Genomic DNA, 14,239 nt, shown 5'->3' on the forward strand with positions numbered 1-14,239 from the left:
CCCTCGAACCGCCCCCGACGCCCCCTCGAAGACCCGGAGCCGATCGTGAATCCTCAGACCACGCCAGACCCGACCCGCCCTCGCCGACGACGCGCACGCCTCTCCCTCACCACCGCTCTGATCGCCGCTCTCGGCATCCTGGTCGCCCCCCTCACGGCGCCCGCCGCCTCCGCGGCCACTCTCGACCCGGGCGCCGGGCAGAGCACGCGGATCCAGGAGACGAACTCCTCGCTGACCTACAGCGGCTCGTGGCGCACGATGACGGGCGGCGACAGCGGCGGCGGGATCAAGTTCCTCAACAGCACCGGCTCCGTCTCGTTCAGCTTCCGCGGCACCGGCTTCAGCTGGGTCAGCCGCACCACCGCCTCCGCCGGCATCGCCACCGTCACGGTCGACGGCGCGAGCACCTCGGTCGACCGGTACACGAAGACCACGGCGTACCAGGTCCCGGTGTTCACGAAGAAGGACCTCGCCGACACCGTCCACACGGTCAAGATCGCCTGGAGCGGCACGGCCAACAGCTCCGCGAGCGACAAGAACCTGGTCATCGACGCGTTCGACATCACCCGCGCGACTCCCGCCACCGAGGAACCGACCGACGAGACCGGCGGCGGCGAGGACGACGGCCCCGTGCTCGATCCTTCCGGAGCGACCAGCCTCCTCGTGCAGGAGACCGACCCCGCGCTGCAGTACACCGGCTCGTGGAGATCGATGGCGGGCGGCGACAGCGGCGGCGGGATGAAGTACCTGACCTCCGCCGGATCGGTGAAGTTCACCTTCGTCGGCACGTCGTGGCGCTGGATCAGCCGGAAGACCTCCTCCTCCGGCATCGCCGCGGTCTCGGTCGACGGCGGACCCGTCACCAAGGTCGACCGCTACAGCTCGACCGCGCAGTACCAGGTGCCGGTCTACGAGACGACCGACCTCGCCGAGGGCACGCACACCGTGACCATCTCCTACACGGGGACGAAGAACTCCAAGTCGACCGACAAGAACCTGATCATCGACGCGTTCGTCCTCGCCGAGGACGGCCTCGCGACCGACGCCGTGGAGCTCTCCCCCCTGACCGACGGCTACACCGTCGCCTGGGACGCGCCCTTCAGCTCGCGGGTCGTCTCGTACGACGTGCACCGCTCGAACGAGGACGGCTCCGGCGACACGGTCGTCGGCACCGTCGCCGACCCGGTGCGCCAGTACCGCGACGAGACCGCCGAGGCGGGACGCGCCTACACGTACACCGTCACGGCGACCGACGACGCCGGCCGCGACTCGCGGCTGAAGGAGTCGGCCACCACCTCGGCCGACATCCTCGCCTCCCGCGCCTCGCTGCTCGCGGCCTTCGACTGCCCCGCCGCCACCAAGACGGTGTCGACCTCGGCGCAGCTCGTCACGGCCCTGACCAACCCCTCCTCCGGCGACGTCATCCGCCTGGCCGACGGCGTCTACACCGGCAAGTTCGCCCTCCGCGGCACCGCCGCCCAGCCCGGCTCGATCTGGATCTGCGGCTCGCCCAACGCGGTCCTCACCTCCGGATCCACCTCGAGCGGCACCGCGCTCATCCTGAACACGGTGAGCGACGTGCACCTCGTGGGCTTCTCGGTCCGCAGCTCCTTCCAGGGCATCCAGGTGCTCGCCAGCAAGGGCGTCCAGATGGCCGGCCTGACGGTGAGCGAGATCGGCTACGAGGCGGTCCACTTCCGCAGCCAGACCACCGACTCCCTGATCGTCGGCAGCACCATCCGCCGCACCGGCCTCGTCTCCGCCAAGTACGGCGAGGGCGTCTACGTCGGCACCTCCGACCGCAACTGGTGCGAGTACAACAGCTGCAACCCTGACCGCACGGCCCGCATCGCGGTCGTGGACAACGCGATCAGCGACACCGGCGCCGAGCCGATCGAGGCCAAGGAGGGCACCCTCGACGGCGACATCATCGGGAACACGGTCCTCGGCGGATCGCGGCTCGCCTCGGACGTCGTCTCGCTGATCCTGGTCTCGGGCAACAGCTGGCTGGCCGCGGGCAACTCCGCCGCGGGCACCACCACCTACGGCTACCAGGTGATCACCCGCGCCGACGGCTCGGGCAACGACAACACCATCAGCGGCAACCTCGCGCTGAAGACCAGCAACGCGGTGGTCTACCTCCACCAGCCGTCCAACTGGTCCACCAGCGGCAACACGCTGAGCTGCTCCAACTCCGGGAAGGACCTGATCGGGAACGTGGCCTGCACGCCGTGACCTGATCCGCTCCCCGCGCGCAGAACCGCCGCCGTCGTCCCCTCGACGGCGGCGGTTCTGCGTCTGCCCGCCTCCCGCCGACCACGCGGGAGCCGGCGGAGTCGCGCGCGACGACCGCGACCACCGCGGACTCGCGAGGGCGCGGGCGGGCGCTCGGCGTCTCCGGGGCCGCAGGAGTGGGCCGGTCGGACGGTGACGCGATCAGAGCCCGGCTGACGCGCCCGCGCCTCTCCAGCACGCAGAAGTGGGCGGAGTCGCGCGCGGGTACCGCGACTTCTGCGGCCTCGCGGTGTCAGCGGGCTCCCGGGAGCCGGTGAGGCACCTGGTCCGGCCACGGCGGGCGCTGGAGAGGCCGGAGGAGGTCCGGAGGGGCCGGCCATGCCCTGGAGAGCCCGCACGGGCCCGCCCCGGAGAGCCCGCTGGCCTAGGACGGGGACGCCGCCTCCTCTCGAGTCCGCGGAAGTCGGCGTGCTCGCGCGCGACTACCGCGACTCGTGCGGACTCGCGGGGTGAGCGGGCTCGCGGGGGACGGAGAAGGGTCCGGTCCGGCCACGGCGGGCGTTGGAGAGGCTGGGAGGGCGGACGGACCGGCCAGGCCTCGCAGAGCCCGCACGGGCCTGCCCCGGACAAGCGGCGCAGTCCCCGGACGCGGAAGAGCGCACCGCGGCCGGGGCCGGGGTGCGCTCTTCCGCAGCGCGCGAGGACGCGATCAGACGATCGCGGGGGCCTTCTGCAGCTTGTGGCGGGCCAGGACGACCGCGCCGACCACGGGGGTGCCGGCGGTCTCGATCCAGTGCACGTCGGCGGCGGCCTGGGGCGAGTCGACCTTGCCCTCGATCAGGACGAGGACGGCTCCGTCGGCCACGCCGCGGAAGGTCGGCGACTGCTCGGTCGCGCCGAGGGTGCCGGTGACGATCAGGACGATGTCGTAGACCTTCTCGAGCTCCTCGACCAGCGCGCGGAGGGCGTCGGTCGGCATCGGTGTGCCGGCCTGGGCGCCGCCCGCGGGGAGCAGGTCGACGCGGTCGGTCGAGCGCTTGATGATCGCGTCGTCGAGCGAGGCGGCTCCGGCGAGCACCTCGCGCAGGCCCGGGCGTCCGCCCGAGGCGGAAGCGAGAGCCGAGCCCTCGGCGGTGCCGTCCACGATCACGACGGACGAGCCGAGCACGGCCAGCGCCTTGGCGAGCAGCACCGCGCTGGCGGTGTGCGGGGTCTTCTCGGACGCCGGGGCGATCGCGAAGGAGGAGTACGAGCGGGTGCGCGCGATGGCGGAGAGCTCGAACGCCACGGCCGAGTAGCGGGCCGGGATCTCGGTCGAGTTCAGCATCTCGTCGAGCTTGGTGGCCTTGACCGGGACGATGCCCAGCAGCGGCCGGTCGATCGCGGAGCGGACGTCGTCGCCGCTGCGGAGGCGGCGGTCGAGGGCGGTCATCACGATCGCCACTCCCACGCCGACCACGGCGCCGCCGAGGATGCCGAGCGCGAGCAGGACGAGGATGCCACCGGTGACCGGCAGCTCCGGCGGGAGCGCCTGGCTGAGCACCTGGAGCTGGATCTGCGGGACGGCGACGCCGTTCGTGGTGGTCGTCGGGTCGGCCCCCTTCACGGCCGCGTCGAGCTGGGCGGCGACCGCGTTCGCGATGACCGCGGCCTGCTCGGGCGAGGGGTCGGTGGCCGAGATCGTGATGACCACGGACTCCGGCTCGGCGAGGACGGTCACGCGCTTGGCGAAGTCCTCGATGGGCTCGTCGATGCCGAGGCCGTCGATGACGCCCTGCAGGACGGTGTCCGAGGTGCCGAGGGCGACGGAGGTGACCGTGGCCTGGGAGGCGGCGCTGTTGGCCGCGACCCGGTCCGCGGTCGAGAGGACTCCGGACGAGGAGACCGCGACGTACACGCGTGCGTCCGCCTTGTACTGCGGGAGGAGGACGGCGTTGAGTACCAGGGCCGCCACGGCGCCGAGCAGAGCGAAGGCGACGATGTAGACCCACCTCCGGCCGATGCCGGCGAACAGTCCGTTCAAGGTCATGGTGTGTGGTGTCCCTTTCGTCGACTGCACCGGAGTGCAGGGGGTCTGACTGTAGCGTCGTGATGTGTCGTCCGCGTTGCGCGGACCCGGCCGCGAGGTTTCGCGCGGGAGCGGTGGATCAGAGGTGGGCCTGCAGGAAGGCGAGGATCGCCTTCTTGTTGTTCGGGGTGTTGTTCTGGAGCCCGTGGTGGCCGGAGCCGTCCACGCCGACCTCGGACGCCACTCCGGCGTCCTGCAGGGCGACCTGCATCGCGTCGGCCTGCTCGACCGGGACGAGCTCGTCCTCGGAGGTCAGCCAGATCTGCGGGGCGTCCGTGGAGTCGACCGAGGTGATCGGCGACGCGGGGATGCTCTGCGGGCAGGTCGTCGAGTCGATCTCGTCGCAGTCCAGGTAGGAGAGGATCTGCTCCTTCGCCTCGGGCACCGGCGTGCCCAGCGACATCCCGGTCTCGGTCATGTCGGCGACCGCCGAGAAGGCGACGACCGTCTTGACCCGCGAGCCCTCGGTGAGGGATCCCTCGCCGAGCGTGCCCATGGTCGCTCCGATGATCGCTCCGGCGGAGCTGCCCATCACGCCGATGCGGGCGGGGTCGAGGCCGAAGCGCGTGACCTGCGCGGGCTCGCGCAGCCACTCCACGGCGGCCTGCGCGTCCTCGATCTGGCCGGGGTACCGGCTGTCCTGGAGGAGGCGGTAGTCGACGGAGACCGAGACGAAGCCGCGCTCGGCGTAGTACTCGCAGAGCTCGGTCATCCCGCCCTCGTCGCGGGCGCCGTCGACGAACCCTCCGCCGTGCAGCATCAGCAGCGCGGGGCGGTCGGTGCCGCCCGCGGTGGGGAGGCAGGCGTCGGCCTTCAGCGAGACGCCGTCGACCGAGCGGTACTCGATCGCCTTCTCCGTCGTGAAGCCGTCGGGCGTGCGGACGGGCTCGGGCTGCGAGGAGCAGCCGGCCAGCCCGAGGGCGACGGCCACGACGGCCGCCAGGACTCCGGCTCTGCGTGCTCGTGTCGTCTTCACTCGTGGGACTCCGCTCTCTTCTTCTCGTAACTGGGGGAGGTGCCGGGCTCATCGGCCGGGACCGCGACGGGATCGGAGACGACTCCGGGGCCGCGCGCAGGGACGGGCACGGGCTTGCGCCGCTTGCCGGGGCCGCCGAGGGCGGCCGGGGGGACGTAGATCCACTTGACCTTCGAGAGGTAGCGGGTCACGAAGAGCGAGAGGACGACCGCGAGCACCATCACGACCAGCAGCAGCGGCACCTCGAAGCCGCCGATCTCGGAGCGGTCCTCGGGGAGGATCACCCGCAGGATCGTGATGGCGATCACGATGAAGTAGAGGTGCAGCAGGTAGATGTGCAGGCTGCGCTCGCCGCAGATCGTGAAGAAGTTCAGGAATCGCACTCGGGAGAGGGCCCGCGACACGAGGATGCCCATCGCGACGGCGGCCATCTGGCCGGCGAGGGCGAGGAACGGCACCCAGCGGATCGGGAAGAGGAAGAGCACCGCGCTCAGCACGACGAAGACCGGAGTGACGTAGAGGAACGCGCGGCTCCCCTTCTGCTCGACGAAGTCGATGATCCTCTTCGAGTAGAGCGTGCCCACCAGGAAGAAGACGAACAGGGCGCCGATGCGGTTCCAGCCCACGTTGGTCGTGTTGAGGAGACCCGTGGTGAACATCGTCCCCATCACCGCGGCGAGGGCGACCTGCACGCGGTGGTCGACCTTGCGCAGGAGCCACGCGCCGAGCGTGAAGAGCACGAGGCCGTAGATGAACCAGTAGCTGCTGCTGGGCCAGAAGAACAGCAGGAGCAGGTTGAGCGGGTCGGTCGCGGGGAGTTCGCCGAGTCCGCCGTTCGCGAGCGGCACGACCAGGTAGAAGGCCATGCGGATCACGGACCACACCACGTAGAGCCAGAGCAGCGGGTACAGCCTGCGGCGCCAGAGGTCGCCGAAGCTCCAGGTGCGGATGCGCGAGCCGAAGAGACCGGACACCAGGAAGAAGAGGGGCATCGGGAACAGCTCGAACACGACCTTGATGCGGCCGAGAGTGTTCTCGACCCCGATGTCACCGAGGTACAACGACGTGTGGTAATACACGACCATCAGGATGGCGGCACCCTTGGCGAAATCCACCCATTCGCGTCGGGCCCCGCCCGCAGGCTTCAGCAGCTTCATTCTCTCCCCCTTGTGCCCGGTCGTACCGCTCGTGAATTCCATCCGAGGTGAACAAGGCTCAGAGAAGGACGCAGGCTCGGTCGCAGAATGCGACCGAGGATCAAGACTAAGGGTGTATCGTCCGCGCCGCACATTCGGCTGAATAGTGACGAGGACTCGATTGCCGGGAAGCGCACTCCGGCCTCTCCGCTCACCATGGAGACGACGGTCACCGGCGTCCGTTCCCGGCGCTCATCGCCGCACGGTAGAGCGCGGGCGCCGCGGCGGCGAGCCCGAAGAGGACGGAGCGCTTGAGGTCGCGCCGGCGCACGAGCGCGACCAGGTGCCGGAGCCCCGCCTCGTCGTGCGCGGCCCGCCAGAGCCGGTCGGCCTCCTCGGGGCTGTGTGCGCCCGAGGTGGCGTCCTTGAAGCGGGAGAGCAGGGAGAAGCGCGCGCGGTAGTAGGAGTAGTCCTGCGAGTCGAGGATGCGCGGGTCGAGCCCGCGGGCCGTCCGCTCGATCACGGCGGCGAGCCCGGCGAGCGAGTCGGCGCGCTTCGCGCCCGAGCGGATGATCGAGCCGGAGCGGAGGCGGTACTCGTAGACGGAGTCGGGGACGACGACGACCTCGTCGGCCGCGGCGAGCAGCTGCGCGACCTGCGCCTGGTCCGAGTGCTGGCGGATCCGCGTGAACTCGATGCCGTCGAACAGCTCGCGGCGGAACAGCTTGTTCCAGAGGTGCCCGGTCAGCTCCCCGACCAGGAGCGCGGTGAAGGCGCCCCGGCCCGAGAGCGCGAGCGGGCCGCGCAGGGAGCCGACGGGCGTGGATCCGGTGGCGTCGACCGTGACCGCCTGGGCGACCACCACGTCGGCGCGGCCCGCCTCCCCCGCCGAGAGCATGGCCTCGACCGCGGTCTCCGGCCACTCGTCGTCGGCGTCGACCAGCCAGACCCACTCGCCGGCGGCCTCGCCGACGGCGCGCTCGCGAGCGGCGGCGACGCCCTGGTTCTCGTCCTGGCGCAGGTAGCGGATCCGCTCGTGCTCCTCGGCGAACGCGCGGCCGATCGCCTCGGTCCCGTCGGTCGAGGCGTCGTCGACCACGAGGATCTCGAGCTCGGCGTGGGTCTGCCGCAGCAGGCGCTCCAGGGCGGAGGCGAGGTGCGCCTCCTCCTGGTGCGCCGGGACCACCACCGAGACGAGGGTCACTTCTGCCCCACGACCCGGCGGAGCACCGTCTCGAGGTCGCGGCCGCTCGACTCCAGCGAGAAGCGGTCGAGCCAGCGGTCGATGCCGGTGATCTCGAGCTCGCTCGCGCGGATCAGCGCGTCGGCGAGGTCGGAGGCGGAGGGGGTGAGCGCGAGCTCGCCGGTCAGGCCGGGGACGATCGCGTCCGCGACTCCGAGCGCCCCGGACACGGCGACCGAGGGGACGCCGGCGGCGGCCGCCTCGACCAGCACGTTGCCGAAGCCCTCGCGCAGCGACGGGAGCAGCACGACGGCGTTCTCGTCGAAGTGGTGGAACCAGTCCTCGACCCAGCCCATGTCCTGGAAGTCCACGCCGCGCGCGGTCGCCTCCGCCTTCATGCTGCCGAGCAGCGGGCCGCCGCCGAAGGAGACGACCTTCGCGGGGATGCCGCGGCGCTCCAGCTCCTCGGCCGCGAGGATCGCGAGCTCGGGGCGCTTCTGGACGACGAGGCGGCAGGGCAGCACGATCTGCAGGCCCGCCGCGGTGCCGGGGGTGCGCGAGACCTGGCGGGAGCGGTCGACCTTGGCGGTCGCCGGGTTCGGCACGACGGTGCAGCGCTCGCCCGAGACGCCGAAGCCGGCGACGAGCTCGCCTGCGACGGGGTGCGAGATCGCGATGACGTGGTCGGCGCGGCGGTAGAGCGTCTTGGCGAGCCCGAGCTGCACCTTCTGGGTCCTCGAGAAGCCCGGGATGCCGAGCGAGACGAGGTTGCGCTCGCTCACGATGGTCTTCGGGCGGTCCGCCTTCGCGGTCATCTCGGCCGAGGCCAGGAGCACGATGTTCGGGTAGCCCTGCAGGGCGACCGCGACGTCGGGGGTGCGGCGGCGGAACAGCTCCTTGAGCATCCGCGCCTTGCCGACGTGGCCCTTGCCCTCGCCGATGCGGTGCAGCACCGCGCCCTCGGGGAGGTACTCGTCCGTGCCCTTCACCGAGGTGGTGACCACGTCGACGTAGTGGCCCTGCTCGAGGAGCCAGCCCATCCAGGTGCGGGCGACGAACTCGGCCCCGCCGCCGTGCAGCGACGTGACGACGAACATGATCCGCATGCGCGGTCCCTTCTCCTGCGCCGCGCTCATCGCACGACCTCCGCGCCGAGGCCGCGGGTGTTGAGCGCCGAGAGGCGGCGCACCTCGGGCATGGCCGCGTCGATGGTGGCGCGCACGCCGCCGTCGCCCGGCTCCGCGAGGATGCGGTCGATCACCGGGAGGACGCGGTCGGCGAAGCCGGGGACCGGCTCGACGCACAGCTGCGGCAGGCCGATGAGGCGCATGATGCCCTCGACCTTGCCCTGGGTGGCGAGGGTGATCGCGGGGACGCCGAGCGAGAGCGACATGATCGCGAGGTGCATCCGCCCGGTGACGGTCAGCAGGGCGTCCTCGGCGAGGCCGCGGATCTCGGCGGGCATGAGCACGCGGTCGACGACGGTGACGCCCTCGGTTCCCACGCGCTCGGCGACCGCGCGGACGGCCACCTTGTCGTCGCCGATGGGGCGGGAGACGTGCGGGAGGAGCACGACGTGAACGCCGGCCGCGCGCAGGCGGTCGACGATGCGCTCGTACTCCGGCACCTGGTCGACCATGCCGGCGACGAGGGCGCTCGCGTTCACGAGCGCGAAGGGGACGCCCTCGGGCAGTCCCAGCCCCTCGCGGAAGCTGCGGTCGCGGGTGCGCGCCGAGAAGACGATGTCCGTGACCTCCTCGACGCGCTGCACGCCGATGCTCCGGGCGCGCTCCGCCGAGAGCGGGTCGCGGAGCATCGGGACGACGCCGGCGCGGGAGGCGGCGATCAGGGAGCGGCGGGCGGCGAGGCGGGCCGCCGCGTTCCAGGAGAAGCCGAGGACGCGCGTGGGCACCCCTGCCTCGGCGGCGGCCTGCGCGAGCAGGGAGCGGCGGACCGAGCCGCGGAGGCTGTACTTGCCGTCCATCATGTCGGCGCCGACGACCGAGACCGAGCGGGCGCGGCGGATCAGCGCGGCGTAGGCGCGGAGATCGGCGGCGTGCGCGTCGCCCACTCCGTAGACCAGGTGCGGGAGCTCGACGACCTCGACCCGGTCGGCCTGCTCCTCGGGGATCACGACGTCGCCGGCGTAGCGCTGGACGACCACGACGGGGCCGGTGGTGTTCTCGAGGAACGCCTCCAGCATGGCCTGGTCGCCGATGTTGCCGCTGCCGGGAGCGGCGATCACGAGGTGAGACTCGGGCTCGGGTCGGAGGTCCGCGAGGGCGGCGCGGAGCACCGCCGCGTCGCGTCGGGCGGGCAGGCGGGTCGTCGTGACGAAGTCCTTCTTCCAGGACTTGACGATGCCGAGCTTGAGTTTCATCGATCTCTTTCGCTGGGAGGAACGGCGGCGGGAGGCCGCTCGGAGTCGGGGATGCCGGCCGTGACGGCTCCGTCGACCAGCGCGCTGTCGCCGGTGGGGCTGATGGCGTCGACCGTGGCCGGGGCCGGAGCGGCGGCCGGGCGGCTGCGGCGGAAGTGGCGGCGAAGGTCGGCGAGGCTGAGGATCTGGCGGCGGAACGCGGGGAGGATCAGCATCCAGAGCCCGACCCCGACCAGGACGGCGGCGCCGCCCAGGAGGAGGCGGAGGACGGGCTGGTCGGCGGCGATCCAGACGGTGGAGAAGTAGGCGCCCACCGTGATCGATCCGAACGTGATGCCGCTGCGGAGGCCGTTGGTGAACATCTCGCGGACGGGGGCATCGGAGGTGCGGCCGATCCAGATCAGCGCGGTCGGCCAGGTGAGGGCGAGCGAGCCGGCGTACGCGACCGCGACGCCCGTCACTCCCCAGTTGGAGCCGAGCAGGATCAGGACGACCATCAGCGGGCGGGTCGCCAGGCTGTACCAGACGCTCTGGCGCACGAGACCCTTGGCGAGGAACACCCAGTTGGAGCAGTACGCCGTGGCCTGGAAGAACCCGGCCACGAGCAGGATCTGGAAGATCGGGACCGAGGCGAGCCAGCGCTCCCCCACCAGGATCCGGATGACCGAGTCGGACTGGGAGCCGAGGACGGCGAGCACGAGGCCCATCGCCGTCAGCATCGCCGACTGGCCGAAGAGGATGAACGTGCGGAACCGCTCGCGCTCGTCCTGCAGCTTGGACAGCACGGGCAGTGCCACGCGCTGCACCGGAGAGTTCAACTGCTGCAGCGGCAGCATCATCAGCTGGAACGCGCGGTTGTAGAGGCCGAGGTCGACCGGGCCGAAGCGCGCGCCGATGATGACGGAGTCGACGTTCTTGCTCACGTAGGTCAGCGCCTGGGTCGCGAAGACCCCGCCTCCGTAGCGGAGGAAGTGGCCCATCGCCTCGCCGCGGCGGTAGCGGCCGGGACGCCAGCCCGTGATGAAGACCAGCATCAGCACGCTGATGAGCGGCTGCACGATCTGGCTCCCGGCCAGCGCCCAGTAGCCGGCGCCGCCGAGCGCCATCAGCACGCCGACCACGAGGCCCAGCACCTGGGCGACGATGTCGACCAGGGTGATCTTCACGAAGCGGAGGTGACGGGCGAGGTCGGCGCGGAACTGCGTCGAGATTCCGTTGAGGAGGAACGTCGAGGAGAGCACGACGGTCAGCAGCTGGAGCCGGTCGTCGCCGTAGAGGGCGGCGATCGGCCAGGAGGCCGCGATGACCACCAGGGTGAGGGTGAGGCCGATGCCCGAGTTCATCCAGAACAGGTTGCTCTTCTGGCCCGGCGTGATCTCCTTCGCCTGGATGGCGGCGGAGGAGAGGCCGAAGTCGCGGAAGATCTCGCCGATGCCGATGATCGCCGTGACCATCGCGAGCAGGCCGTAGTCGGCCGGCGAGAGCAGGCGCGCGAGGATGACGATGCCGCCCAGCTGGACGGCGATGCGGATCGCCTGCCCGCCGATGGTGACGGCGGCGCCGCGGCTCGCCGAGCGGCTGAGGCTCGGTGACGGCTTCTGCGTGGTCCCGGTCATCGGGTCGAGCCCTTCTTGGTGGCGATCGCGCCCTCGTAGGCCTTCTTGAGCTGGAGTCCGAGCACGTCCCAGTCCCGACCGGAGAGGGCGGGGAGCCCCTCCGGCGGCCGGGTGCGCGTGCGCTCGAGAGCGGCGGTGATCAGCTCGGGGGTGAGCTCGCCGTCGTACTCGATCACCCAGTCGCTGCCGACCTCCTCGGCCAGGGCCGTGTTGGTGGGCGTGCGAGGCACCAGGATCGGCCGGCCGAGCGACAGGGCGACCAGGATCGAGCCGGAGTTGTGCATCTCGCGGTAGGGAAGGACGATCAGCTCGGCCCGGCCGATCTCGTCGACCATCTCGGCGTCGTCGACCCGGCGGAGCGTGGTGCGCACCCGGGTGTCGCGGGCGGCCCGCTCCTCGACCAGCTCGCGCTGGCCCGTGCTGGGGCTGCCGACCACGTGCAGGGAGAGGGAGTCGTCCTCCACGCCGCGGAACACGTCCATCAGCTCGACGACGCCCTTGTACGGGCGGATGATGCCGAAGTAGAGGACGCGGCCGTGCTCGCGCTCGGGCAGCGGGTGCTGCGCGAACTGGTCGCGGTAGTGGCCGTGCAGCACGGTGACGGCGGGCGCCCGGCCGGGAGCGACGGTCGTCGGGTTCAGGCGGACGAACAGGTCGGTCGCGCGGTCGACCCGGGCCAGCGAGCGGCGCTCGGCGGCGGGACCGAGCTCGTGCGGGTGCAGGTTGTGCACCGTCCGCACGAGCGGGATGCGCTGGAGCGCGAGGCGCACCAGCAGCACGTCGAGGGCGCGGCGGCGGAGGAAGCGGTGCAGCGGGCTGCGGCCGCGGATCATCAGCTCGGGCCAGTGCACGTGCAGCACGTCGTAGTCGGCGAGCAGGGCGCTGCGCCAGGAGAAGAACAGCAGCTCGACGCCGGGCGCCAGGCCGTCGACGATCGAGTCGACGTACTGCGTGGTCGAGTCCGGCGGCGCGAGCGACTGCTGGACGACGAGCGCGGCCGGCGACGAGTCGTTCCTGCGGGCGAGGCGGCTCATCGCTCGCCCCGCATCCCGACGGCCATCGGCGCGTCGAAGATCCTCGCCCCGAGGGGCTGGCGCATCCGGATGCCCTTCGAGAAGTCGGGGACGTGCACCGGGTTGAGGCAGATGATGACGAGGAATCCCAGGAGCAGGTGGCTGGGGCGGACCGCGTCGATGGCGTTGTAGCCGGCGAGGCAGACCATGAAGCCGAGCAGGCCCGCCGCAGGACCGACGTCGCGACGGCTGAGTGTGGCGCCGAACATCGCGGCCACCATGATCACGAAGAGCAGCAGGCCGGGGATGCCGACGCTGATCAGCAGCTGCAGGAACGAGTTCTCGATGACGACGTCCGAGAACCGCCTGCCGCTGATGCCGGACGTCGCCGCTCCGGAGCCGAGCCAGTGCGTGAGCTCGGCCGCCTTCAGCGACACGGTCACCGCGAGGTCGCGGGCGCCGGCCGAGATGGAGGCGTCGAGGTTGTTGTTGCGGGCGGTGACGGGCTCGAAGTTCAGGACTCCGACACCCGCGACGAGCCCGGCGATCAGGATCGAGCCGGGCCGGAGCAGCGAGCGGTTCGGGTTGAGGAAGCCCACGGCGACGAGCGCGACGACGACCGCGACGGCGATGGCCGCCATCGGTCCGCGCGAGACGGTCGCGACGACGCCGCCCGAGGCCAGGATGCCCAGCAGCAGGTCCGACTTGCGGGAGCCCTGGAGCCAGGAGCCGAACGCGAGACCGGCGCCCACCGTGAGGAAGGTGCCGGCGAGCAGCGGGTGGCCGAAGGTGATCTCGGCGCGGTAGAGCGACCAGTGCTGGTCCTGCTCGTAGCCGAGGGCGCCGTAGACGGCACCGAGGATCGGGGAGCTCTGCGCGACCAGCTCGAGGGCGGCGTAGAGGGCGAGCAGCCCCGAGAGGATCACCCACGTCTTGCGCAGCAGCACGGCCTCGCGCTGGGCGTCGAAGACGAGCATCGGCACGCCCACGCAGATCGCGAAGCTGAACATCCACGAGACGCCCTCGGTCGCGTAGGAGCTGCGCACCGTCGCCAGGGCCGACCAGAGCATGAGGGCGATGAACGCGAGGATCACCACGGCCCGCCACGGGGAGAGCACGAGCTCGCGGGTCCACGCCTTGACGGGGGCGCGCCACAGCTCGGGAGCGAGCCCGCGCCGGATCGCCCAGATCACGAGGATGACGGCCCAGAGCGTCATGCGGAACGTCAGGGTCGAGGGGGTCAGCGGCGTCGGGACGAGCGCGAAGAACGCGAGCGCCATCGCCGGCAGCCAGTGCGCGGGGACCCGCAGCAGCACGTAGGCGCCGACGATGCCGCCGACTCCGGCGGCGATCACCAGGAGGCCGGTGCCCGGCTCCCGGGTCGAGAAGATGTACCCCATCCCGAGGACGATCACCAGGGCGACCGAGAAGAGCGCGCCGACGAGGAGTCGTCGCGGGAGGATGTCGATCACGTCAGGGAGTCCTTCTGGCGTCGGAGCGGAGTGGTGGAGGAGGGGGCGGGCGGTGCGGCGCTCACGGGAGTGGTCCCGTCGGCCTCGATGAGGATCGCGATGCCCTCGCGAGCCGCCTCTCGGCGGCTGGGACGCCTGCGATGCCGTGCCCTCCTCCTCC

10 protein-coding genes are annotated in these 14,239 nt (G+C 71.6%); 1 reads left to right on the forward strand and 9 read right to left on the reverse strand.

Features of this window, described 5'->3' with window-relative positions:
* On the forward strand, nucleotides 1–2,235 hold a 2,235-nt coding region (locus C5C57_RS12570; protein WP_219827756.1), incomplete at its 5' end, for a hypothetical protein.
* 709 nt (nucleotides 2,236–2,944) lie between these two features.
* Here the strand turns inward: C5C57_RS12570 and C5C57_RS12575 are convergent.
* The 9 genes from C5C57_RS12575 to C5C57_RS12615 form a co-directional block, all read right to left on the reverse strand.
* The gene (locus C5C57_RS12575) at nucleotides 2,945–4,264 is read right to left on the reverse strand and encodes a Wzz/FepE/Etk N-terminal domain-containing protein (RefSeq protein ID WP_104255871.1); all 1,320 of its coding nucleotides are present in this window, start codon (nucleotides 4,262–4,264) and stop codon (nucleotides 2,945–2,947) included.
* 118 nt (nucleotides 4,265–4,382) lie between these two features.
* On the reverse strand, nucleotides 4,383–5,279 hold the full coding sequence (locus tag C5C57_RS12580) for an alpha/beta hydrolase (RefSeq protein ID WP_104247646.1): 897 nt from the start codon (nucleotides 5,277–5,279) through the stop codon (nucleotides 4,383–4,385).
* Nucleotides 5,276–6,436 (reverse strand): acyltransferase family protein, encoded by a 1,161-nt coding sequence (locus C5C57_RS12585; protein WP_181027202.1) that lies wholly within the window; start codon nucleotides 6,434–6,436, stop codon nucleotides 5,276–5,278. Before C5C57_RS12585 ends, C5C57_RS12580 begins: the two co-directional genes overlap by 4 nt.
* A 208-nt stretch (nucleotides 6,437–6,644) precedes the next feature.
* Nucleotides 6,645–7,619, reverse strand: coding sequence for a glycosyltransferase family 2 protein (locus C5C57_RS12590; RefSeq protein WP_104297679.1), 975 nt, complete (start codon nucleotides 7,617–7,619; stop codon nucleotides 6,645–6,647).
* Nucleotides 7,616–8,704, reverse strand: coding sequence for a glycosyltransferase (locus tag C5C57_RS12595; protein ID WP_181069199.1), 1,089 nt, complete (start codon nucleotides 8,702–8,704; stop codon nucleotides 7,616–7,618). The genes C5C57_RS12590 and C5C57_RS12595 overlap by 4 nt, the downstream gene beginning before the upstream one ends.
* A gap of 26 nt (nucleotides 8,705–8,730) precedes the next feature.
* Nucleotides 8,731–9,978 (reverse strand): polysaccharide pyruvyl transferase family protein, encoded by a 1,248-nt coding sequence (locus C5C57_RS12600; protein WP_104297680.1) that lies wholly within the window; start codon nucleotides 9,976–9,978, stop codon nucleotides 8,731–8,733.
* Nucleotides 9,975–11,594: a lipopolysaccharide biosynthesis protein gene (locus C5C57_RS12605; RefSeq protein WP_104297681.1), complete on the reverse strand. Its 1,620-nt coding sequence runs from the start codon at nucleotides 11,592–11,594 to the stop codon at nucleotides 9,975–9,977. The genes C5C57_RS12600 and C5C57_RS12605 overlap by 4 nt, the downstream gene beginning before the upstream one ends.
* A complete protein-coding gene (locus tag C5C57_RS12610; RefSeq protein ID WP_104226616.1) occupies nucleotides 11,591–12,628 on the reverse strand; it encodes a glycosyltransferase in 1,038 nt (345 codons plus the stop codon). Before C5C57_RS12610 ends, C5C57_RS12605 begins: the two co-directional genes overlap by 4 nt.
* Nucleotides 12,625–14,079: an O-antigen ligase gene (locus C5C57_RS12615; protein ID WP_104260672.1), complete on the reverse strand. Its 1,455-nt coding sequence runs from the start codon at nucleotides 14,077–14,079 to the stop codon at nucleotides 12,625–12,627. Before C5C57_RS12615 ends, C5C57_RS12610 begins: the two co-directional genes overlap by 4 nt.
* Between the last annotated feature and the right edge of the window lie 160 nt (nucleotides 14,080–14,239).

Source organism: Rathayibacter sp. AY1C5 (assembly GCF_002931705.1).
GTDB lineage: Bacteria > Actinomycetota > Actinomycetes > Actinomycetales > Microbacteriaceae > Rathayibacter.

Excerpts from the sequence above, each read along its gene's own strand:
- C5C57_RS12585 (WP_181027202.1), bottom strand. The coding sequence starts at position 6,436 with ATGAAGCTGCTGAAGCCTGCGGGCGGGGCCCGACGCGAATGGGTGGAT.
- C5C57_RS12605 (WP_104297681.1), bottom strand. The coding sequence starts at position 11,594 with ATGACCGGGACCACGCAGAAGCCGTCACCGAGCCTCAGCCGCTCGGCG.
- C5C57_RS12600 (WP_104297680.1), bottom strand. The coding sequence starts at position 9,978 with ATGAAACTCAAGCTCGGCATCGTCAAGTCCTGGAAGAAGGACTTCGTC.
- C5C57_RS12595 (WP_181069199.1), bottom strand. The coding sequence starts at position 8,704 with ATGCGGATCATGTTCGTCGTCACGTCGCTGCACGGCGGCGGGGCCGAG.
- C5C57_RS12610 (WP_104226616.1), bottom strand. The coding sequence starts at position 12,628 with ATGAGCCGCCTCGCCCGCAGGAACGACTCGTCGCCGGCCGCGCTCGTC.
- C5C57_RS12575 (WP_104255871.1), bottom strand. The coding sequence starts at position 4,264 with ATGACCTTGAACGGACTGTTCGCCGGCATCGGCCGGAGGTGGGTCTAC.